Source organism: Virgisporangium aliadipatigenens (genome assembly GCF_016863615.1).
GTDB classification, from domain to species: Bacteria; Actinomycetota; Actinomycetes; order Mycobacteriales; family Micromonosporaceae; genus Virgisporangium; species Virgisporangium aliadipatigenens.
The window spans coordinates 180,002-201,645 of sequence record NZ_BOPF01000018.1 but is presented as its reverse complement, the minus strand read 5'-3'; the positions used below and the strand labels follow the sequence as shown (position 1 = coordinate 201,645).

The window sequence follows — 21,644 nt, the reverse complement described above, 5'->3', positions numbered from 1 at the left end:
CTCATAAAACGGCCGCTCGGTGGTAGCGTCAGGGTGTCTTTGCACGGGTCGTCGGCACGACGGGGGTCGCCATGTCAGCGATCGGCACGCAGCCGCCTGCCCCGGCCTCGCGGGCATCGTCCGCTGAGTCGCCGTTCGCGATCAGGCTGCCGGCCGCGCTCACGCCCGAGCTGCGGCCCACCGCGGTCACCGCCGCCTCCGCGGCCGCGCTGGCGGCGGCCGTTCTGCTCGGCCGGCTGCCGAGGATCGTCACCGTCACCGGCTTCCTGGGTCTGCTGACCGGTTTCGGGTTCGCCACCGCCCGGCTCACCTCCCGCCTGCGACGGGACCGGGACGCCGCGCTCCGGGAGGCCGCCGCGAGCCACAACCAGCTGCAGAAGCTCGTCGACAACACCTCCGCGCAGGTGTACATGAAACGCGTCGACAACGGCCGGTACCTGTTGGTCAACCGCGAATGGGAACGGGTGTTCAAGGTGAGCCGGGAGCAGGTGGTCCAGCTGACCGACCACGGCGTGTTCCCGCCCGCCCTCGCCGACGAACTGCGCGCCAACGACCTCGGGGTGGCCCGCTCGGGAAAGACGATCCAGTACGAGGAGTCCGCCGAGGTCGACGGCGGCTTGCGCACCTACATCTCCGTCAAGTTCCCCGTCCTGGACAGCGCCGGCGAGCCGTACGCGGTCTGCGGCATCTCGCACGACATCACCGATCGCAAGAACGCCGAGGAAGAGGTCCGACGGCTCAACGCCGACCTGGAGAACCGGGTCCGCGAACGAACCGCCGAGTTGGAGGCGTCGACCCGCGAACTCGACGCGTTCGCCTACTCCGTCTCCCACGACCTGCGCGCGCCGCTGCGTTCCCTGCACGGCTTCAGCGAAGCCCTCCTCGACGAATACGCCGAGGTGCTCGACGACGAGGGCCGCGACTACCTCAACCGGCTGCAACACAACGTGCAGCGCATGGGTCGCATGATCGACGACCTGCTGAACCTCTCCCGCGCCACCCGCGTGGAACTCGTCCGCGAACAGATCAACCTGTCGGACATCGCGAAGGAGATCCTCGCCGAACTGGCCGCCGCCGACCCCGGCCGCGCCGTAACCACCGTGGTCGCCGACGACCTGTACGCCTGCGCGGACCCGCACCTGCTCCGGCTGGCGGTGCAGAACCTGCTCGCCAACGCCTGGAAGTTCACCGCCAAAGCAACCGATCCCCGGATCGAGGTCGGCCGCCGCCACCACGACACCGGCGAGATCTTCTTCATCCGTGACAACGGCGCCGGCTTCGACATGCAGTACGCCGACAAGCTCTTCAACGCCTTCCAGCGTCTGCACGCCGCCGCCGAGTTCGAGGGAACCGGCATCGGCCTGGCCATCGTCGCCCGGGTGATCCGCCGCCACGGCGGTCACATCTTCGCCGACGCCGAACCGGACCGGGGCGCCACCTTCTCCTTCACGCTCACCAGCACCGCGGAGGCAACGCCATGAATCCCGACTCCACGATCCTGCTGGTCGACGACAGCCCCGACGACGTGCGGCTGACCCTGCGTGCACTGAAGAAGAACAACATCACCAACGGCATCCAGATCGCGGCCGACGGCGAGGAAGCGCTGCGCTTCCTGCACCCGGGCGCCGACGAACAGGCCAACCCACTGCCCGCCCTCGTGCTCCTCGACATCAACCTGCCCAAGATCAACGGTCTGGACGTCCTGCGCACCATCCGCCAGCACGAGCGCACCCGCTACCTGCCGGTGGTCGTCCTCACGACCTCCAACGAGGAACGCGACATCGTCGACACCTACAACCTCGGCGCCAACAGCTTCGTGCGCAAACCCGTCGTCTTCGCCGACTTCCTCGAAGCGGTTCGCATGCTCGGCGTCTACTGGCTGCTGGTCAACCAACCGGTCAACGGCCGCCCCGGAATCTGATCCCATGCCACCGATCCGACTACTGCTGGTCGAGGACAGCGACGACGACGCCGTCCTCGTCGTCAAGCGACTGCGCCGTGCCGGCATCGACGTCGACTACGACCGGGTCGAGACCGCCGCCGCGATGGCCGAGGCGCTCGACGCGCGCGCGCCCGACATCGTCATCTCCGACAACGGCATGCCGGCGTTCAGCGCCGCGGCGGCGCTCTCCCTGGTCCGCGACCGCGACCTCGACATCCCCTTCATCGTCGTCTCCGGACAGATCGGCGAGGAGGCGGCGGCGGCACTGATGCGCGCCGGCGCGCACGACTTCGTTCTCAAGGGCAGCCTCGCCCGGCTCCCGCCGGCGGTCGACCGCGAACTCGGCGAGGCACGCGTCCGCGGCGAACGCCGCCGCGCGGAGGCCGCGTTGCACACCGCGGAGGAACGGTTCCGCCTGGTCGCGGGAAACCTCCGCGACGTCGTCTTCAAGTACCGCATCGAGCCGGAACCGGCCCTGGACTACGTCAGCCCCGCGATCGTCGACCTCACCGGCCACGGCCCCGCGGCCCTCTACCACGACCCCGAACTGATCTTCGCCGCCGTCGACCCGCAGGACCGCGAACAGGTGCGCCGCGCGTGGCACATGCCACCGAACCGGCCACCGACCACCCGCTGGCGCCGCCCCGACGGCAACACCGTCTGGATCGACCAGCGCCTCATTCCGATCCGCGACGACACCGGCACGGTGACCGCCGTCGAGGGGATCCTGCGCGACGTCACCGACGTGGTCCAGGCGGTCCGCGAACGCGAGGAACTCGCCCGCCAGCTGCATCAGGCCGAACGGCTCGACTCCCTCGGCCAGCTCGCCGGCGGCATCGCGCACGACTTCAACAACCTGCTCAGCGTCATCTGCTCCTACACCGACTTCGCCCAGGAGGAACTCGGCCCGGACCACCCCGTCCGCCCCGACGTCGACAGCATCGCCTCCGCCGCACGCCAGGCCGCCGCGCTCACCCGCCAGCTGCTCATCTTCAGCCGGCTGGAACCCTCCCGGCCGGAAACCCTCGACCTCAACACGATCGTCGTCGACATCGAACGCCTGCTGCGGCGCACCATCGGCGAGGACATCGAATTCGTCATCAACACCGACCCGACGATCAGCCCGGTGACGGTCGACCGCAGCCGGATCGAACAGGTCATCATGAACCTCGTCGTCAACGCCCGCGCGGCGATGCCCGACGGCGGCCGCCTCGAGATCGCCACCTGCGCCGAACGACTCACCGACCGGCCGGACCATCGCAACGACGTCATCCTCACCGTCACCGACACCGGCTGCGGCATGGACGAGGAGACCAGACAGCGCGCCTTCGAACCGTTCTTCACCACCAAGAGCAAAGGCACCGGCAGCGGACTGGGCCTGGCGACCGTCTACGGAGTCGTCACCGACGCCGGCGGCACCATCACCATCTGGTCGCAGCCCCAGCGGGGCACCCGCTTCACCATCCGTCTACCGGCCGCCGACACCACCAAGCTCTCTACCACCGCCGGGCGGCCGGCCGACGAGGTACGACGCGGTGCCGGGGAGAACGTGCTCCTCGTCGAGGACGACGCCGCGGTGCGCGAGGTGACCCGCCGGATGCTCGCCCGGGGCGGCTACACCGTCATCGAGACGGCCAGCCGCGACGAAGCCGTCCGCACGCTCGCGCAGACTCCGCACAGCATCGCCGTCATCCTGTGCGACGTCGTCATGGCCGGCATGCCCGCGCGCGAGTTCATCGACCTCGTCCGGAACGACTATCCGAGCATCCCGATCGTTCTCATGTCCGGCTACACCGGCGAGGGCCGTGGCACCTCCAACCTGCCGATCGACGTGCCGCGGCTGCACAAACCGTTCGACGAACGCGGGCTGCTCCAGCACGTCGGGCAGGCGATACACCGGTAAGCGGCGCTCTCCAAGCCGAAGCGACCGCCCGACAGGGTGAGCGAATGGCAGGCTGCGAACATGGACGTGAACGCGCTCCTGCCCGCCACCCGGACCCCGGCGGACTATCTGCGGGTGGTGGACGATCCGCGGCTGGACGCCGACGGGCTCGGCGAGTTGGCCCGCAGCCCTTACTCGTTCGTCCGGCTCGCCGTTGCGCGGCAGCCGCGCGCCGGCGCGCGGCAGCTGTCGAGTCTTCTGGACGGCGCCTACACCGACTGGGAGTTCAACGCGCTCCTGGTGCTGCTGGCCGACCACCCGCGAGCCGACCGTCAGATACTGCTCGCGGTCCTGGAGCGGGTGACCACCCTCCTGCACCACCCGGGAAAGCGCCCGTACGCCGCCGCTCTCGCGCTCGCCGGCCGTGCGGAGCTGCGCCCGGAGGAGATCCGTGGGCTCGGTCAACTCCCGGGCGCGTCCAGGAGGATGCGCCGCGGCCTGCGGGCCGTCCTCGCTGCCCGCACACCGGTCACACCACGGCGGGGTGAGCTAACCGGCTGAACGGCGCCGCCGTACCGACGCCACGACCACGACGGCCGCCCCGAGCACGACCGCGACGGATCCCCCGATGAGCGCCGCGAACGACAGCCCGGTACTCGGCGCCTCCGTCACACTGAACGCCGTCCCCGGCGCGTCGTCGATCGTGCAGGAGATGCCGTACGTTCCCGCGGCCGGCGCGTCGAACTCGCCGACCTGCGTGTAGAGGTCGACGGCGTCCTCGTCGACGTGCCACCGCACCGTGAGCCCCGGCTCGTCGACGCGCACCTGCGCCCCGCTCTCGGTGGAGACCCGGCACCGGTCGCCACCCGTCCTCCCGGCCTGCCAGATCGCGTACGCCCCGGGCTTCGTCACGCGGATGACGCCCGGTTTCGCGTAGGAACCGGGGAAGGAGACCTCGACCGGCGCCGGATCCGGACGTGGCGACAGCGGGTAGCCGAACGCCAACGCGACAAGGCCCAGCACCGTCACCACGATGCCGGCGGCGATCCAGGCCCGAGAACGCATTGACGCACCATATACGCCAAAGATCAAGACGCCGAGTGCGGCGTTCGTCTTGAAACGACTCGGACACCGCGAGCGGATCGGCGCAAGAATCGTCAAGCGGCGGCGTCGGCCGGGGGTACCGTCCATGCGTGCCGTGGGCCTCCCGTGAACTCCTCGAACTTCTCGCCGCAGTCAACTCCCGACTGAACGGCGACGTGTCGCTGCCGGCACTGGCGCTGATGGCCCACCGGTCGCGATTCGATCTGCACCGGCGGTTCCGGCGGCTGACGGGCGAGACACCGAAGGCGTACACGACCCGGGTCCGGATGGCCCGCGCCGCGGCCGAACTGATCTCCGGCAGGCGTCTCGTCGCAGCGATCGCGCTCGGTCACGGGTTCGCCAGTCACGAGGTTTTCACCAGAACCTTCACCCGCCATTTCGGGCACAGCCCGCTGCGCTACCGCACCCGGGGACTGCACGTCGCCGGCCGCCGGGTCGCCGCCACGCATGCCTCCGCGGTGGCTTCGACAGCGCCGTGCATCGCCCTCTACCGCATCAGCACCATCGAGAGGAACTCCACAGTGCCGCTCCACATCGCGGTTCGCGACCTGCCCGCGATCCACGCGCTCGTCATCCGCCGCCGCATCACCCGCGACGAGATCGCGCAGACGCTCGCCGAGTGCCTGCCCGCCGTGTTCGGCTACGCCCAGCGGCACGGACTCGCTATCGCCGGGCCGCCGTTCGCCCGCTATCCGGAGGTGGGAATGGGTTCGCTCGTCATCGAGGGCGGCGTCACCATCGCCGGCCCCGCCCCGACCGTACTCGACGACGGGATCGAGGCCCTCCACATCGAGGCGGGCCGCGCGGCCGTCGCCGTCCACCGGGGACCGTACGACGGGCTGCCCGAGTCGTACCAACAGATCGAAAAGTGGATGCGCGACCAGGGACTGACCGCGGCGGGCGCGCCGTGGGAGACCTACCTCACCGATCCGGGGGAACGCCCGGACCCGGCAACCTGGGAAACCGAGATCGTGCAGCCGGTGCGGTGAGGCGGCACACCGGCTGCCGTCGCGGATCATCCGAAGTCGAAGGTGGCGACGACAGGTGCGTGGTCGGACTCCGGGTACTTGCGGTCGTCGGCGAAGGCCGCCGATTCGTCGTGCAGGATCTCGTTGTGGATCTCTGAACCGCGGTAGTGCGCCAGCAGGTTGCGACTGATCAGCATGTGGTCGAGCATCTGGCCGCGGCCCTGGTGGTAGAGGGTGTAGCGGGCGGGTTCGGGGATCGTGTGCTCGATCGGGACGAGGACCCGTTGCCCGAGGGCGGGGTTGCCGGTGTCCTCGACCTGGCCCCGGATGGCCAGCACGGGGATCTCGTCCGGGGTGGCGTTGAAGTCGCCGGCGACGATGACGCGCGCGTTCGGGTCGGCGTCGAGGATCCGGTCGACGATGAGGCGGACCTCGACGGCTTGCGCCATGCGTTTCATGGAGGAGATGAACGATCCCTCGGCCCACCCGCCGGCGGTCCGCCACGTGAAGTTGTCGATCTTCTGGCCGGGGATGTCGGTCGGGATCTTCGATTTGAGGTGCACGTTGATGATGTGCAGCGGCCCGTCGGGCAACGTGAGTCGCACGTGCAGGACGGGCCGTTCGACGCCGATGCTGATCGGCGCCGTGTCGACCGGGTTGGCGGTCAGGCGCCGGTAGACCGGTTCGGCGACCAGGTCGTTGTGGATCTGCTCCACGTCGGCGACCGGGAACAGGGTGGCGACGACGAGGTTGCGTTCGTTGAAGACGGCGTCGTGGTCGGGCTTGGTCGAGACCAGCGTCGCCTTCTCCAGGTTCGTGCCGGCGAGCAGTTCGGTCAGGGCGTGCAGGCCGCGGGGCTGGCCGGGCCGTTCCTGGCCGTGAATCTCCTGGAAGCACACGATGTCCGCGCGCAGCCGCACGATCTGCGGCCGCAGCACGGCCAGTCGTTCGGCCAGGGTCGGCGGGGCCGGCGCCGGCGGGGTCTCGTCGAGGTTTTCCACGTTGAACGTCGCGACACGCACAGTTCCCATCCCGACCACACCCTTCGCCACGCCGACGGGCTTGTCCCGCCGGCAGCGGTACACAGAGTGAACGCCCCGCGACGACGGACCGCCATCACAAGGCTGACACTGCGTGACCGCCTGTTCGCCGGACAGGATCCGTCGCGTCGGTGTACAAGCGGGGCCGACGGTCAGCCGTGGGCGCTGGGGCCGAGCGGCGTCCCGGCGTTCGGCGTCGGATTCGGGTCCGGCTCCTTCAGCTCGATGAAGATGCTGTGTGACGCGCTGTACCCGATGTTCTCGCCGATGTGTTCCTGCGCGCCGACCCAGCGGGCCTCGCCGGCGGCCAGGTCGACGTCGACCTGGCGTTCGCCGGCCGTGACGCGTCGGCGGAACGCGCTCAGCGTCACCATCACGCTGTCCGGATGCCGGTGCGGGTGGGTCCGATCGCCGGGGTGGTCGCGGTATTCGAGCACCCGCACCCGCGCGTTCTCGAAGATCACTTTGTAGAGGGTCGGATCCGTGACGGTCGGGTCGTCGTGGCTCATCGCGCGCTCCTCATGCCCGCAGCTTCATGGGACTGCAGTCCCATATGGGACGACGGTACCATGAGCGGGTGGCGATGCCCTACGAGTCGACCGGACGGACGGCACAGAAGTCACGCACCCGACTCGCGCTCGTCGCGGCCACCCGGGACCTGCTCGCCGCCGGGCTCACCCCGAAGGTGGAGGACGCCGCCGAACGGGCCGGCATCTCCCGCACCACCGCCTACCGGTACTTCCCCAACCAGCGCAGCCTGCTGATGGCAGCCCACCCGACCATCTCGCCGGAGACCCTGCTGCCCGACGACGCCCCCACCGACCTCCGCGAACGCCTCGACGCGTTCATGACCGCGTTCACCGAGTACAACTTCACCTGGGAGCCGCAGCTGCGAACGTCCCTGCGGCTGTCGCTCGAACCGGCAGCGGACCGGCCGGCGCTGCGCCAGGGGCGGGCGATCGGCTGGATCGCCGAAGCCCTGGCGCCGCTGCGCGAGAGCGCGCCCGACGTCGACGCCCACCGCCTGGCGATCGCGATCCGTTCCGCGACCGGTATCGAGACGCTCATCTGGCTGGTGGACATCGCCGGCTACACCCGGGAGCAGGCCGCCGCGACGGTTCGGGCCACCGCCCACGCACTGCTGGACGCCGCACTCGGCGGGACCCGCCCCTGAAGCCCCGGCGGAACGTTCAGACCGCTGTCGGCCACTCGTCGCGTCGCCAGGCCCGCTCGGGTACCGCGAAGTGCGCCGCCCCCGCGCCCGCCAGGTAGGCCGCCACCGAGGTCGGCACCACGTCCGGATAGTCCGCGTTGCGAACGTCGCGCAGCGAGGCCGTCCCGTCGAACATGGCGACCTGGTACTGGAGCGCCAGATACTCGAACATGCTGGACGCCGCGAACTGCCGGCGGGCGATCTCCGCGCGCAGGTCCCGCAGGGTGCCCTTGCGCACGAGGTTCCACCGCCGCCCGGACGCCGCCTCGACCTCGTCGCGCAGGTCCAACATGGACAGTCGCTGGCCGACCACGTGCACGTCGCGTCCCGCGGTCGTCGGGTCGAGCGCGATCGCGGCCGTGTACGCGGCGGTGTCCGGGATCGTGGTGATGTCGATCGGGACGGTGCCCTCACCCCACACCGAGAAGGTGCCGGCCACGGGGTCGAGCACCTCGTGCACGTCGCCGAGGAAATACTCCGGGAACGCGCCGACCGCCACCGACGTGCGCGCGACGGTCGACGCGGCGAATTCGTCGGCGAACGTGCGGCGCAGGTCGGACAGCACGTTCACGCCGTAGCCGTACCCGTAGAGGTTGATCGAGAAGTCCGACGGAATCATCCGGTGCACTCCGGCGCGCTCCGCGGCCCGCAGCAGGTCCCGTTGCCCGTCGATGATGATCTCCGGACCGCCCTGGACCGCGGAGACCACGACCTCGACGCCGTCGACGTGCGGCCGGAGCGCGTCGACACCGTCGGTCAGGTCACCGATGCGCGGCACCAGGCGGGGATGCGTCGGCAGCTTGTGCACCGAGGACTTCCGCACCAGCGCCCGGACATCGGCGCCCCGATCCAGCAGGTTCCGCACGATCAGGCTGCCCAGGCTGCCGGTGGAACCCGCTACCAGAACTGTCGTCATTGTCTGTTCCTCGTCGGTCTCAGGCGCCTGCGGGCAGGCGCGTGTGCCGGGGGATGCTGCCGAATCTCCCCGAGTGGAAGTCGCGGAAGGCCTGTTCGATCTCGGCCCGGGTGTTCATCACGAACGGGCCGGCGGCGACGACGGATTCGCCGATCGGCCGCCCCGCGAACAGCAGCACCGTGGTCCGTTCGTCCGCGTCGCCGGTGGCCAATGCCAGCGTGCTCGGCTCGCCCTGGCCGGACACCGGATCGGACCAGGCGGTCCGGCCGGCGCTCAGGGTGCGGCCCGCGACGCGCACGCTGCCCGCGATGACGTACGCGAAGGCGCGTTCGGCACCGTCGATCACCTGCCGGTACTCGGTTCGGGGGTCGAGGGTGATCACCACGCCGAGGACCGGCCAGTGGTTGACCGCGGGGCCGCGTGCCGCCCCTGTCTCGCCCGAGATCACCTGAACGAGCACGCCCGGTTCGGTGTGCACGGCGTGCTTGCCGGCCCGCAGGTCCTGATAGCCGGTGGCGACGAACTTGAGACGCGACGGCAGGTTCAGCCACAGCTGGATGACGCGGGCGTGCTCGGCGCGGGCGGCGACCTCGCGGTGGATGACGCCCCGTCCGGCGGTCATCCACTGCACGTCTCCCGGCCCGAGCACACCGGCGTTGCCCAGGCTGTCGCCGTGCTCCAGGGCGCCGTCCAGGATCAGGGTCACCGTCTCCAGTCCCCGGTGCGGATGCCAGTCGAACCCCGGCTGGTTGACCAGTTCCTCCCCCATCAGCAGGAACGGGTCGGTCCAGGCGTCGTCGCCGGGCGCGATGATCAGTGTGCTGCGCGCCGACATGGGCGTCGGGCCCAGTTCCACCGGATCGACGACGCGGCTCACGCGGCGGGCGACCGGCGGGGTCTGTGCGGTCATGATGCTCTGCCTCTCCTCAGTCGGGAGAAGCGTCACGCCGACCGGCCGAGGTTGCCAAAGCCCACCAAAGCTACTTACTTTTGAGAAGTGACCGAAGCCGTGAGTACCGCCGTCGACGAGGACGACTGCCACCGCATCCTGCGTGCCATCGCCATCATCGGCATCCGCTGGACCGGGCCGATCCTGCTCGCCGGTGCCCGCGGCGCCCGCCGGTTCAAGGAGTACCGGGCTCTCGTCCCCGGCATCTCGGACCCGCAGTTGACGCTGCGGCTCAAACAGCTCCAGGAACGCGGGCTCATCGCGCGCACCGTCGTTCCCAGCACACCGGTCCGGATCACCTACGCCCTCACGCCCGACGGCGAGGAGCTGATCGCCGCCCTCCAGCCGTTGGCGGACTGGAGCGGCCGGAACCTCCGGCACCGCAACGCCTGAGCCGCGTCCGATCCGGTGTGCGTGTCACGCCGGTTTCAGGCGACGAGCAGACGGAGGCCGAGTCCGGCCGCGTCGAGGGCGAGAACGTCCCGGTTGCGCCCGCATGACCGCCGACGGCTCCACCGCCGTGACGTCCCGGTCGGGTGGTTCGTAGGAGCCGGTGCCCGCACCGACGTTCAACACCATGGCCGTCACCATGGCGGCGGCGCGGTCACGCTGCTCCCGCAACAGGACCGATCGATGCCGAACGTTGACCGCGCCGCGGCCGAAGCGATCGCGCGCCTTCGTAGCCTTCAGCAACATGGGCGGTGCACGAAGTGACGGTGGGCACCTCGGGGCCGCGTTCAAGGTGGTCGCCATCGTGCTCGCGACCGCCGCGGTCGCCGCGCTCGCCGCGTGCGGCTGGTTCGCCTACTCGTTGAACCGCGCGAGTTCACCACCGGACGCGGCGGAGGTCGCCCGTTCGGCCGCTGTCGCGCGTGCGGCTCGGCCGGCGGGTGTCGCCGTCGACAGTGCGGTGACGGATGCGGTGAATCTGGCTCCGTGGCTCATCCCCGTCACGGCGGGCCTGAAGGACACCTGCGGCAGCAGCGCGGGCTTCGGAGTGTTCGCCCCGTATGCGCCGGTGACGTGTGTGCGGTCCGCCATGCGGATCCTCGCCGTCGACGGTGCGGCCGACGACCGCGCGACCGAATGGGACACGGCGCTGCGCGGCCATCCCCCGCGTAGCGATGAGGAACCGTTCGCCACCGCACAGCCGTTGGACCGACACTACGAGAAGAGCGGCGGCGTAGGACTGGATGTCATCTGGGTGGATCCCGCGATGGTCGCCCTCAAAGCCGCCGCCCTGGCGGGAGCGCCCTCGTTCGACGTCGAATCCGTTCGCGCGGAGACCCCGATCGACGAGGCGGCCGTCGAGGCGGCGCGGGCCCGGTATCCGCTCTTCGCTCTGGTCGTCGCGGACCTGACCTACTTCGACGCCGGCGCGACGCCGAGCCCGACACCGCACCGGCCGGGCGGGTGCAACCGCACCGACAGCGAGAACTGCCCGGGCGGCTAATCCCGGGATGCGCGCACGACCTGCCACTGTGCCCAGGCGAGTTCGGGTTCGAGGTCCGCATAGCCGCGGCCGCGTTCGAGGCTCTTCGCGTCGGCGTGCGTCATCATCATGCAGCTGCCCTCGCCGGTGAGTCGCTCCACCTCGTCGCGGCGAAGTGCCCGGCCGGCCTTCTCCTCGGCGGCGGCCAGCACGGCGACCAGCGCCGGAACGAACACCGGCCGGAGGTCGCCACGCGAGTCCGCCGCACCGCCTTCGGCGCCCAGACGCCAGACCCCGAAAGGGTTGTGGCAGACGCTGTCCGACGGGTATCCGTCGTCCGGCCATCGCTCCAGGCGGCGGCGCGGGGTCTCCCGGTCGGGCGTGAAGGAATCGCCGCTGACCAACACGGGATCCTCCGCCAACTGATACACGTTGAGCGAGCCGAGGAGCCGGTTCGCCTCGAGCGGCGACGCCTCGACCTGAGCGTCCGGCAACCCGAACGCGTGCATGCCGCACGACCGCAACCCGTCGCGATCCTGTAGCACCACGACCGCACAGCGGTAGAGCATCCGCGGGTCATCGCCCTGGAGAGCCCGGATCCACTCCTCGACGGGCCAGCCGAGCTTCGACTGCTCGAGCCGCACGCCCAACGCCCCGGCGTCGCCCAGCGCGGCGATCAGTGTCGCCACGTCCGCCGCCGCGGCACCGAGATACACCGGCAGGTCCAGCACCAGGGCGCTACCGGCCCCGGCAACGGCGTGCTGCTCCGCGGGCGACATGGTGCCGTAACCGAAAGCCTGGCCGAACGAGCCGTCGTTCTCGACCCACTCCACCAGCGCGTCGAAGCCGAGGCTGTCCGCGGTGAGCACCCGGCCGTCCAGCGTCAGGCCGGCGCGTGCGAGCGAGCCCTGCCACTGAGCTGTCGTCGCCGCAGTTCCCGGGACGAACAGGCGCACCCCGTACACACGATCCTCGGCCATGCCACGGAGGGTAGTAGCACGCCGGCCGGGAATCACCCCGCGCGAGGGACCTGCTTGCGAACGCGTCGTGCCGGTGATCGGATGCACCATGCGGTTCGACATCGAGACCAAGGCGTCCCCGGAGCAGGTGCACCGCGCCCTGACGGACTTCAGCCAGGAACGGCTTCGCACCTGGAACCGCTCCCTCGATCCGAAGACGTACGAGGTCCGTGAACAGGGACCCACCTGGGCCGTCGCGCGGGAAAGCTCACGCCGATCGCCGTTCTGGGTCGTCGCGCGCTACGACTGGTCCGACCCGTCGGTCGTTCGCTGGACGGTCGTCGACAGCAGCTACGGCGGGGGCGGCACCGGCGTCGTGCGGATCACGCCACGGGACGGCGGGGGCAGCCGGGTCCACGCCGAATGGGCCAACACCGAACCGCGACGGCAGAAGGCCCTGCTGTTCCTGTTGCACGCCCTCCCGAACCGGCTGTTCGCGCGGATGTGGGCCGCCGCACTGGACCGGTACGCGACGAGCCAGGGCGCGTGACCGGACGGGCCGACGGGCGAAAATCGGTGTGCGGCCAGGTACAGGGCCGCGCCACCGGCCACGTGCGGTGCCACGAACGGATCGGGCACGCAGTTGGACCAGGACGGGCTGGCGTCGTCGGTGCCGGTCGCGCCGACGGCAGTGGACCCGCGCCGACGTTTCCGATTCTCGGCGACGCACCCCTCGGAACCGACCCTTCGACAGGTGTACTGAGGTATGTCGCGAGACCAGGGCCCGCAGGTGTCGTTCGAGGCGTACGTGCACGCCCGCAACGCCGCCCTGTCGCGCATCGCCTACCTCCTGACCGGCGACCACCATCTCGCCGAGGACCTGGTGCAACAGACCCTCATGCGGGTGGTCGGCCGATGGAAACGGGTGGCGGCGGCCGGCGACCCGGACGCGTACGTCCGGCGGGTGCTCTACCACCAGCACATCGACTGGTGGAAGCGCCGCCGCGGCACCGTCGAGGTTCCGCAGGACGGGGAAGCCACGTCGGCGCCCGATCCCAGCGACGCCGTCGTGCACACCGTGGCGGTGCGGCGGGCGCTGGCCAGGCTCGCCCCGCGCCAGCGAGCCGTACTGGTGCTGCGCTATTTCGAGGATCTGACCGAGGCGCAGACGGCGGAGATCCTCGGCATCTCCGTGGGGACCGTGAAGAGCCAGGCACGTGACGGGCTGGCGCGGCTGCGGACGTTCACCGGTGATCTGACGCAGGAGGTGGCGCCGTGAGCGCGGACGGACGTTCCATCGCAACGGTGTTGGCGGCGGTCGCCGACGAGGCGCGTCCGGCCCGGCTGCCGGCGGACCTGTGGTCGCGCGGGATGCGCCGCCGGCGGCGGCGACAGGTGACCGCCGCACTGGCCGCCCTCGCGCTCGCGCTTCCGTTGCTTCTCGTGTCCCGACCGGGACCCGAGACGCCCGCCGACGGCAGGCCCGCGGTCCCGTCCCGGATCGACTCGCCATTTCCTTTCGTGGGAACGGCGACAAGCTCGCCCCCCGGCGGCGCGTCCGTCATCGTGACCGGCCCGGGCGGCTTCGGCGCGAGCGGGCTCTTCGGCGGCGGCTACGAGGACCGCGCGATCGTGGTCGGCACCAACGGCTCCTACCGGACGGTGCGGCACCTCAACGGGTTCGACGCCGGCGAGTCGGTGCTCCTGTCCCCGGACGGCCGGCGCGTCGCCGGTGACTGGGGCATGGAAAGCAGCTGGCAGGAGGGACTCGGCGCGGCGGCCACCACGGTGCTGGACCTGACGACCGGCCACCTGCGCAGGTACGGGGCGGGCGCACCGGTGGCGTGGTTCCCGGACGGCACCCGGCTGCTCACCTCCGCAGGGACCCTGCGGGTCCTGCACCTCGACACCGGCGCCGTGGACGACCTCGGTCTGCGCCACGAGACGGCGAACGTCGCCCTGGCACCGGACGGCCGCCACGCCGTCGTCCAGGACGGGTCGTCGTTGACCGTCCTCGACCTCACCACCGGACAGACCCGCACAATGGCCACCCTCGACGAACGCCACACCCTCGCCGGCCCCGGCGCCTGGGACGGCCACGGACGCGTCGCCGTCTGGGAGTGCACCCCGGCGTGCTCCGGCGTACCGCAGGTCGCGCTGACGCTCACCTACATCGACGCGGACACCGGCGCGCCGGCCACCGGACCCGCCCTGCGGCTGGCGGGTGTGGCCGGCGCCCGGCTGCTCGGCTGGCAACGCGACGGCGACGCCGTGGCGGTGCGGTTCCGCGACAGCGGCACCTCCTTCACGCCGCCGACGGGCCGGCGCGCCGACGTGACCGCACCCCCCGGCGGGCAGCCGGAGGTGGTGGCGCTGCGCCCCGACGGACCCGGCACGGTGCTCGTGCGCGTGCCCGCCGGCGCCGACCGGGTGGAGGTGGCGCGCGGGTTCCTCGACCGCTTCGGCGCCGCCCCCGCCTCCCTTCGGGAACGCCTGCTCGACTGGCTCGCTTCGCACACCGGCGCGCTCGTGCTCCTCATGGCGGCGGGTGCGGCGCTGTACGCGGTGCGCCGCTACCGCCGGAGGAACGCGTGAGGCCGCTCAGCCGCAGACCGCGCCGTTGAGCGTGAACAGCGCCGGCGGCGGCTTGGCGAGCCCGAGCGCGGTGGTGGCGTTGAACCCGAACAGCACCGTCGCTCCCGGTTGGATGCGCCGGTTGTAGGACTCGTTCGTCACCGTCACCGTCGCGCCCTCCTGGGTCGCCTTGCCCAGCCACGCCTCGCGCAGCACCGGATCGGTGGCCCAGGCGAACCGGAGGGTCCAGCCGTCGATCGGGGTGCCTCCGGTGTTGGTGATCTCGACCTGGCCGGTGAAGCCGGAGCCGTCCGCCCAGCGCCCGTAGTCGATGTAGCGCACGGTGCAGGCGGCCGCGGCCGGCGCCGCAGTTCCCTGGTCGTCGAGGAACGACGCCATCCACGCCAGCGCGGAGTTCCAGTTGACGGCCACCTCGTTGGTCGCATAGGACTCGATGTGGTCGACGTAGCAGAACATCGGCTTGCAGCCGCGCAGGAGCTGCGCCGCGTAGGGGTCGTCGAGCCCCGCGTTGGCGCCGCCGGCGATCGAGCCGGCCGGCGGGTGCGGCAGCCGCGCGTCGGCCTGGTTGGCGAAGATCCTGCTGTGCTGGTTCCGCGACGCGTGCTCGCCCCATCCGGTCACGTAGGACTGGTTGAGGGCGTTGCGGCCGAAGATGTAGTCCACCGCCTGCACGGCGCCGTCGCGGAACTCGGCCCGGCCGCTCAGGTCGAACGCGGTCGCCAGCACCACCGCGTTGTTGAGGATGTTGCTGTTGCCGCCCCAGAAGTAGGCCCCCGCGTCGCCGGGCATCGGCAGTCCGTACGCCTGCCCGCGCAGCGTGCTCAGGTACCGGCCGGCCGCGTCGAGCACGGACTGCCGGATCCGGTCACGTTCCACAGTGGACAGTCCACTGGGGACGGTGGCGAGGTCGAGCCGGCCGAGCGCGGCGGTGGAACCCCACCCGAAGCCGGTCCGGTCGAAGACGTCGGCGGTGTGGTGCCGGGAGGCGTTCACGTCGCCGAGGTAGCCGGCCTCCCCGGTGGTGAGGTACAGCTCCGCGGCGGCCCAGTAGAACTCGTCGCTGACGTCGCCGTCGGCGTAGGAGCCGCCGCCGTTGCCGTCGTTGGGGTCGGCGTACACCGCCGGGTGCGCCTTGGCCGCCGCATAGGCCGTGCGGGCGGCGTTCAGGCAGCGGCGGGCGTACGCGGTGTCGTACGGGGCGAACAGGCGGGCGCACTGCGCCGTCGTCGCGGCCAGGTTCAGTGTCGCCGCGGTCGAGGGCGGGTGCAGTTCGCGCACCTGCGGGTCGTCCTGGGGCTGCATCGGGATGCCGGTCCACGCCTGGTCGTGCACCTTGTGATGGGCCATGCCGGCGAGCGGCTGACCGGCGGGTACCTGCATGCGCATCAGGAAGTCCAGTTCCCACCGCGCCTCGTCGAGCACGTCCGGGACGCGGTTGCCCCGTTCCGGCACCCGCAGCGACCCGTCGCCCAGGGCCGCGCCGAACCGGGCGGTCGACGCGGTCTTCGTGCGTTCGTACGTGCTCAGCAGCTGCGCGGTGGCGATGCCGCCGTTGACGACGTACTTGCCGTGGTCGCCGGCGTCGTACCAGCCGCCGCGCACGTCCAGCCGGTAGCCGCAGACGCCGGGCTGGCACGGCACGTCGGTGTCGCCACGGTTCGGCGCGACGCCCAGGTGTCCGGCGGGCCGGGCGTACTGCGCGCCGACCAGTCCGCCGTCGATCGCGACGCCGCTGCGCTGGATGTAGAAGAACTGCAGCGCGTCGGAGCGCAGCTGCCGGTACAGCTCCCCGGAGATGTCGAACGGGTGGCTGGTCTCGCCGTCGGCGACGAGCGTGTAGCCGGTGCCGGTGCGGGTGAAGCCGCCGAAGTCGACGGTGTGCACGTTCTGCCCGGAGGCGGCGTCCACCCCGCGCGGCGTGGACGTACCCGACGCGACGACCGCTCCGGCGGAGTTCCGCAGCTGCCACGGCAACGCCTCGGTGCGGGCGGTGACGACGGTCGCGGCCTTGGGCCCGGCGGGCAGGTATCCGACCTGGTTGACGCGCACCCGCGGTCCGGTGTCGGGGACGTACGGCTCCTCGGCCTGGCCACCGGTGAGCGACACGTCGTCGAGGCAGAACGTGAGGTCGGTGGCGCCGCCGCCGAGCTGGAACGCGACCTGCCCCTTGGCGGTGTCCCCGGCGCCGGTGAACGTGTAGGAGTAGCTCCGCCACGCGGTGTCGAGCGTCAGCGTCTGGGAAAGGCTTGTGGTGTAAGGATCCTCGCCGAGTTGCACCGCGGCGCGGACCGACGCCGCCGTGCTCCCCCTGGCGCGGAAGCTCAGCGTGTACGTGGCGCCGGCGACCAGCGGCACGTCGTTCTGGCCGACGCCGGCGTCCCACGGGTTGGCCAGGCCGCCCGGCACGGTGGCGCACAGCGCGCCGTCGGTCACCCCGGTGGTCGTGGTGCCGTAGGAGTACCACCCCTGCGTGCCCTCGTCGAATCCGCCGTTGTCGATCTGCTCCGGCCCCTCGCCGGGGTCCTCGCCCGGCTCGCTGGTCAGCGACACGTCGTCGAGGCAGAACGTGTACGCGACGGCCGCGCCGCCGAGCTGGAAGGTGAGCGTGCCGTTGGCCGAGTCGACGCTGCCGGTGAACTCGTAGGTGCGGGTGCCCGGCTCGGCGGTCAGGGCCACGTCGCGGCTGGCGACGGTGGTCCACGGCTCCTCGTTGAGCTGCACGTTGGCCTTCACCGTCACCGGACTGCTGGCCAGCGCGGTGAACCGCAGCGTGTACCGGGCGCCGTCGACCAGCGGCACGGCGTTGTGTCCGACGCTGACGTCCCAGGGGTTCGCCGCACCGGCCGGGACCTCGGCACAGAGCCTGCCGTCCCGAACGGACAGCGTGGTGCCGCTCGCCCACCACGGGTCCGTCCCGTCGGTGAAGGTGCCGTTCGCGATGTGCTCGGTCGGTGCCGCCCACGCGGCGGAGCCGGCGAACGGCAGGGCGGCGAGCGGCAGCAGGGCGGCGATCACGGCCGCCACGCGCCGGCGCCATGTGACAGATCCGGTCACGGCGGTCCTTCCCCTGGCAGGATGCCACGCCGATCGGCGGACAGCCGGATGCTGGCAAGGCCGGCGCCGCACCGTCAATCCACCGCGACCGATGACGCGCGCAGTCCCTGCCGACCGGCGTCGGGACGGTGAAAGCGGCTGAAAACGATCATCGTGCGCCGTACGATCCCGCGCATGCCCGATCTCGCCGCGCGTTTCGGCCGGCTCGCCGCGGAGTACGACGCGCGAAAGGCGGCGGCCACCGCGCTCGTCGCGCGCCGGGACTGGTACACCTGGCCCGGTCTCGACCTGCGCCCCCTGCATTTCGAACGGGACCTGCTCAGGCCCGGCCGCCGGCTGGGGGCGCGTCCGCCGGTGGACCGGGACGTGCTGCGCATCGGGTTCGACGCCGAGGGTCGCTTCGTGATGGTCGAGGAGTACAGCGGCTTCCTGCGCGGCAGGCTGTACTACGAGACGTTCCTGCGCTACGGCGAGGACGTCGTCGAGGCTGCGCACTTCGACCGTTCCGGCCCGATCTATCTGCACGAGTACGCCTACGAGGGCGGTCTGATGCGCACGGCCGCCGCCGTCGCGCGGGCCGGTTCGGGCCGGGAGTCGTACACGTACGACGGCGATCGGATCAGTCGGGTCGAGGTCGAACACGACGGCCTGCCGCGTTCCGTGCTGAGCGCCGAACACGACGATCGCGGGCTGGTTCGTCTCGTCGAGTCCGCGGGCCGGGGCCGATGGGTGCGCTACGAACGGCCGGCGGACGGCTTCGACCTCGACGCGGCCTGCCGGCACCTGGAGGGCCGGTTCGTGGAGTCGGCCCTGGCCGCCGTGGCGCAGCTGCCGGCCGACGGCCCCGTCGCGGGTGTCGCACTCGCCTACCGCCAGGCGAGGGAACTGTCGTTCGAGGTCGTCATCGTCGGAGCGGACGAACAGGCCGCGCTGCGCGCGGTCGACGCCACGGCCGCGTGGGCTCCGGCGGAGTTCGACAACGCGACGGACCTCGACCTCGACGAACCGGAGCCGCTGCGCACGGTGCGGCAGGAACTCACCCTCCTCGACGGGAACGACTACGACGCCTGCGCCGGATCGGAGGCCGGGCGGCGCCTGCTGTGCGCCGTCGCCGCCCGGCTCAACGCTCACAACTGGTCGCACGCGCTGCCGGTCACCGACGACTTCGTGGTGTACGCGGTCGACCTGGAGGTGGTCGACCTGGAGCGCAACCTCGCCGAGTGCCTGCCGCCGGACCGGCTCGCCCGCTTGCGGGAACGCGGCCTGCTCTGAGCCCGAGACCGGTTCGAAAATTTCCCTGACGACCCGCGACCGACCACAGTGGACGGTCGCCGGGCGGCACCGGCGTCAGCCCGGGTGCGACGCCTCGATGACGGTCGCCGTCGCCACCGCGGGCCGGCCCTCGTGCATGGTGATGGTCATGCCCGGGCGCAGGTGCCGCCACAGCATCGGGGACAGCGGGCTCAACCGGACCGACCCGGTCGACCCCGGCGGCAGCTCCGGTGCCGACTCCACCCAGACGCGTGCCACCAGCAGGTCGGGATCGCCCGCGGGCGTGCGGCCGCCGAGATGCCACAACGGCCGCAGAACGCCCCGGCCCGGCACCGGCACCCGCCGCCCTCCGTCGGCCGGCGCGTGCAGCCGCAACTCCGCGCGGAAAACTCCGTGGACGCTCTCCCCGCGACCCCAGTGGCACCACGCGGCGACATCGGTGCGCCACATGCATTCGGCGGTGTTGATCAAAGCCGGCCTCGTTGACGACCTCGACCGGCACCATGGCCGCGGCTCGGGCGAGCATGCCTGCTACATCCACCCCGAGATTGTTCCAGCGCTCGGCGCCCGCCCGGCGCGTGGCCGCTCAGCTCGCGGCTTCCCGGTCGCCGGTGCCGAACAGGGACTCGAGGCCGTCCAGGCCGGTCACCTCGACGACCGGCCGGGACTCCGACGACCGCCATTGCGCGGCGGAGAGCCGGAACATGTTCACCTCCAGCACCGAGCCGAAGAGGGCCGCGCGGCGTATCCCGTTGGGCTCGTAGCTGTACTTCGACGTGACGGTCAGCGATGCCGCGTTGTCGGCCACTGCACCGGACTGCGCGAACTCCGCTCCCAGCCCTTCGAACGCCAGGTGCAGCACCGCGGCGCGCATCGCCGTGCCCACACCCGCTCCGCGCCGATCGGGCCGCACCACGGATCCGGTGACCACCTCGCGCAGCAGTGCGAACTGGTCGCCCCTGAGCCGCTGCTGCCCGATCGGCCGGCCGTCCTCGAAGGCGAACAGGTCGAGCGCCCACGACTCCGGCTGCCACTCCGCCCGCGTCCGCCAGTGGTCCTGCATGAACCGGCGGGTGCGTTCCGCCGGGGTGTCCTTGGGATTCGCCATCGCCGGCACCGAGATGTTGTACTCGTCGGCCACGGTCAGGGCGAACTCGCCGAGTTCCCGGTCGTCCGGCAGGCGCAGCTCCCACTTGCCGACGGTGATACGCAGGTCAGCCAGTGGCCACGGTGACGGCATTCTTCCCCCTCGAACTGGTGCGGCCGCCCATACTGCTCGACCCCGCGCCCCGGTCGCCAGCACTGAAGCGGCCGCGCGAACGAGTTCTGGCGGGCCTACTAGGGAATTCGTTCTACCGGGCGGCCCGCTGGTACAGCCACTTCAGGATGGCCCGGTTCGTCTCGTCCGGCTGCTCCTGCTGGATCCAGTGCCCGCAGTCCAGGCTGACCACCTCCACGCCGGGCACGTACTCGGTCAGCCGTTCGGCCCGCACGACGGTGTCCCGGTCGCCGTAGATCATGAGTGCGGGCTGCCGGACGATCGGGTCCACGTCGGCCAGCAGGTGCCAGTTGCGGTCGAGGTTCCGGTACCAGTTGATGCTGCCCGTGAAGCCGGTCGACTCGAACGCGGAGACGAAGACGGCCAGTTCGCTGTCGCTCATGACGGGCTCGCCGAGGGGTTTCTCCGCCCTGGCGAGATCGATCATCGCCATGCCCGGCCGGGGCGGTGTCGGGGGCACGTTCCGGCGGAACAGGTTGCGCAGGAACCGGGCCGGGTGCGCGTCGAGCACGGCGTCCGCCACGCCCGGCCGCCGGTTGAAGTGGACGAAGTAGAAGTCGGCGCCGAGCGCGGCCTCCATGAACTCGATCCAGGGCATCGTTCCGCGCTCCTGGTAGGGCAGGCTGAGCGCCACCACGCCGTTGACCCGGTCGGGGTGCAGCAGGGTCAGCCCCCAGACGACGAATGCGCCCCAGTCGTGGCCGACGAAGGTGGCATCCGCGTAGCCGTAATGATCGAGGAGTGCGACGAGGTCGCCCGACAGGTGCGCGATGTCGTAGTCCGTCACGTCGGCGGGACGTGACGAGTTTCCGTAGCCCCGCTGGTTCGGGGCGATGACGTGGTAGCCCGCCGCGACGAGGGCCGGCACCTGATACCGCCAGGAGAACGCGTGCTCGGGCCAGCCGTGGCAGAGCACGATCGGCTTTCCGGCGTTCTCCCGGCCGGCCTCGAAGACCTCGAGTCGCACACCGTTGACGGAAACCAGGGTGGGCGCGGGAAAGTCGGTCGGACTGAACGGTGCGTTCGATGCGGTCATGCC

22 protein-coding genes are annotated in these 21,644 nt (G+C 71.3%); 12 read left to right on the top strand and 10 right to left on the bottom strand.

Annotation, left to right across the window (positions count from 1 at the left end; translation table 11 throughout):
- Positions 1-71 precede the first annotated feature (71 nt).
- From Val02_RS24340 to Val02_RS24325, 4 genes are read left to right on the top strand one after another with little or no spacing between them, the layout of a single operon-like run.
- Positions 72-1,481, top strand: coding sequence for a sensor histidine kinase (locus Val02_RS24340; protein WP_203901493.1), 1,410 nt, complete (start codon positions 72-74; stop codon positions 1,479-1,481).
- Positions 1,478-1,921, top strand: coding sequence for a response regulator (locus Val02_RS24335; RefSeq protein ID WP_203901492.1), 444 nt, complete (start codon positions 1,478-1,480; stop codon positions 1,919-1,921). The genes Val02_RS24340 and Val02_RS24335 overlap by 4 nt, the downstream gene beginning before the upstream one ends.
- Before the next feature lie 4 nt (positions 1,922-1,925).
- Positions 1,926-3,845: a hybrid sensor histidine kinase/response regulator gene (locus Val02_RS24330; protein WP_203901491.1), complete on the top strand. Its 1,920-nt coding sequence runs from the start codon at positions 1,926-1,928 to the stop codon at positions 3,843-3,845.
- A 60-nt stretch (positions 3,846-3,905) separates the two neighbouring features.
- Positions 3,906-4,385, top strand: coding sequence for a hypothetical protein (locus Val02_RS24325; RefSeq protein ID WP_203901490.1), 480 nt, complete (start codon positions 3,906-3,908; stop codon positions 4,383-4,385).
- Here Val02_RS24325 and Val02_RS24320 read toward each other — a convergent pair.
- A complete protein-coding gene (locus Val02_RS24320) occupies positions 4,374-4,889 on the bottom strand; it encodes a hypothetical protein (RefSeq protein ID WP_203901489.1) in 516 nt (171 codons plus the stop codon). The two genes, Val02_RS24325 and Val02_RS24320, sit on opposite strands and share 12 nt — an antisense overlap.
- A gap of 128 nt (positions 4,890-5,017) precedes the next feature.
- Here Val02_RS24320 and Val02_RS24315 point away from each other — a divergent pair, with 128 nt between their 5' ends.
- On the top strand, positions 5,018-5,917 hold the full coding sequence (locus tag Val02_RS24315) for a helix-turn-helix domain-containing protein (RefSeq protein ID WP_203901488.1): 900 nt from the start codon (positions 5,018-5,020) through the stop codon (positions 5,915-5,917).
- 26 nt (positions 5,918-5,943) lie between these two features.
- Here Val02_RS24315 and Val02_RS24310 read toward each other — a convergent pair whose 3' ends face one another.
- Together Val02_RS24310 and Val02_RS24305 are read right to left on the bottom strand one after the other, a co-directional pair.
- On the bottom strand, positions 5,944-6,927 hold the full coding sequence (locus Val02_RS24310) for an endonuclease/exonuclease/phosphatase family protein (protein ID WP_203901487.1): 984 nt from the start codon (positions 6,925-6,927) through the stop codon (positions 5,944-5,946).
- Between the two features lie 161 nt (positions 6,928-7,088).
- A complete protein-coding gene (locus Val02_RS24305; protein ID WP_203901486.1) occupies positions 7,089-7,445 on the bottom strand; it encodes a cupin domain-containing protein in 357 nt (118 codons plus the stop codon).
- A 74-nt stretch (positions 7,446-7,519) separates the two neighbouring features.
- Between Val02_RS24305 and Val02_RS24300 the strand changes: the two genes are divergently transcribed.
- Positions 7,520-8,110, top strand: coding sequence for a TetR/AcrR family transcriptional regulator (locus Val02_RS24300; protein ID WP_239153308.1), 591 nt, complete (start codon positions 7,520-7,522; stop codon positions 8,108-8,110).
- 16 nt (positions 8,111-8,126) lie between these two features.
- Here the strand turns inward: Val02_RS24300 and Val02_RS24295 are convergent, their stop codons facing one another.
- Positions 8,127-9,065: an NmrA family NAD(P)-binding protein gene (locus Val02_RS24295; RefSeq protein ID WP_203901484.1), complete on the bottom strand. Its 939-nt coding sequence runs from the start codon at positions 9,063-9,065 to the stop codon at positions 8,127-8,129.
- 19 nt (positions 9,066-9,084) lie between these two features.
- On the bottom strand, positions 9,085-9,975 hold the full coding sequence (locus Val02_RS24290; protein WP_203901483.1) for a pirin family protein: 891 nt from the start codon (positions 9,973-9,975) through the stop codon (positions 9,085-9,087).
- An 87-nt stretch (positions 9,976-10,062) separates the two neighbouring features.
- Between Val02_RS24290 and Val02_RS24285 the strand changes: the two genes are divergently transcribed.
- Entirely contained in the window at positions 10,063-10,407 is a 345-nt protein-coding gene (locus tag Val02_RS24285) for a winged helix-turn-helix transcriptional regulator (RefSeq protein ID WP_203901482.1), read from the top strand.
- A gap of 301 nt (positions 10,408-10,708) precedes the next feature.
- Positions 10,709-11,467, top strand: a complete 759-nt coding sequence (locus Val02_RS24275; protein ID WP_203901481.1) for a hypothetical protein — start codon at positions 10,709-10,711, stop codon at positions 11,465-11,467.
- Here the strand turns inward: Val02_RS24275 and Val02_RS24270 are convergent.
- Positions 11,464-12,426 (bottom strand): hypothetical protein, encoded by a 963-nt coding sequence (locus tag Val02_RS24270; RefSeq protein WP_203901480.1) that lies wholly within the window; start codon positions 12,424-12,426, stop codon positions 11,464-11,466. The genes Val02_RS24275 and Val02_RS24270 overlap by 4 nt on opposite strands.
- Positions 12,427-12,514: 88 nt before the next feature.
- Here Val02_RS24270 and Val02_RS24265 point away from each other — a divergent pair, with 88 nt between their 5' ends.
- The 3 genes from Val02_RS24265 (at position 12,515) to Val02_RS24255 (ending at position 15,000) form a co-directional block, all read left to right on the top strand.
- Positions 12,515-12,955, top strand: a complete 441-nt coding sequence (locus Val02_RS24265) for an SRPBCC family protein (RefSeq protein WP_203901479.1) — start codon at positions 12,515-12,517, stop codon at positions 12,953-12,955.
- A gap of 216 nt (positions 12,956-13,171) precedes the next feature.
- Positions 13,172-13,684, top strand: coding sequence for a SigE family RNA polymerase sigma factor (locus tag Val02_RS24260; RefSeq protein WP_203901478.1), 513 nt, complete (start codon positions 13,172-13,174; stop codon positions 13,682-13,684).
- Complete coding sequence (locus Val02_RS24255; protein WP_203901477.1) at positions 13,681-15,000, top strand: WD40 repeat domain-containing protein; 1,320 nt, start codon at positions 13,681-13,683, stop codon at positions 14,998-15,000. Before Val02_RS24260 ends, Val02_RS24255 begins: the two co-directional genes overlap by 4 nt.
- A gap of 6 nt (positions 15,001-15,006) precedes the next feature.
- Here the strand turns inward: Val02_RS24255 and Val02_RS24250 are convergent, their stop codons facing one another.
- Positions 15,007-18,054, bottom strand: a complete 3,048-nt coding sequence (locus tag Val02_RS24250; protein ID WP_275415606.1) for a glycoside hydrolase family 9 protein — start codon at positions 18,052-18,054, stop codon at positions 15,007-15,009.
- 174 nt (positions 18,055-18,228) lie between these two features.
- On the opposite strand from Val02_RS24250, the gene Val02_RS47560 reads away from it, so the two are divergent.
- Positions 18,229-19,326 (top strand): hypothetical protein, encoded by a 1,098-nt coding sequence (locus Val02_RS47560; RefSeq protein WP_239153300.1) that lies wholly within the window; start codon positions 18,229-18,231, stop codon positions 19,324-19,326.
- 75 nt (positions 19,327-19,401) lie between these two features.
- Here the strand turns inward: Val02_RS47560 and Val02_RS24245 are convergent, their stop codons facing one another.
- The 3 genes from Val02_RS24245 to Val02_RS24235 form a co-directional block, all read right to left on the bottom strand.
- On the bottom strand, positions 19,402-19,776 hold the full coding sequence (locus tag Val02_RS24245) for a hypothetical protein (RefSeq protein ID WP_239153299.1): 375 nt from the start codon (positions 19,774-19,776) through the stop codon (positions 19,402-19,404).
- Positions 19,777-19,912: 136 nt separating this feature from the next.
- On the bottom strand, positions 19,913-20,566 hold the full coding sequence (locus tag Val02_RS24240) for a GNAT family N-acetyltransferase (RefSeq protein ID WP_203901475.1): 654 nt from the start codon (positions 20,564-20,566) through the stop codon (positions 19,913-19,915).
- Positions 20,567-20,678: 112 nt separating this feature from the next.
- Positions 20,679-21,641 carry an alpha/beta fold hydrolase gene (locus Val02_RS24235; RefSeq protein ID WP_203901474.1) on the bottom strand — a complete coding sequence of 321 codons (963 nt, stop codon included), beginning with the start codon at positions 21,639-21,641 and terminating at the stop codon, positions 20,679-20,681.
- Positions 21,642-21,644 lie beyond the last annotated feature (3 nt).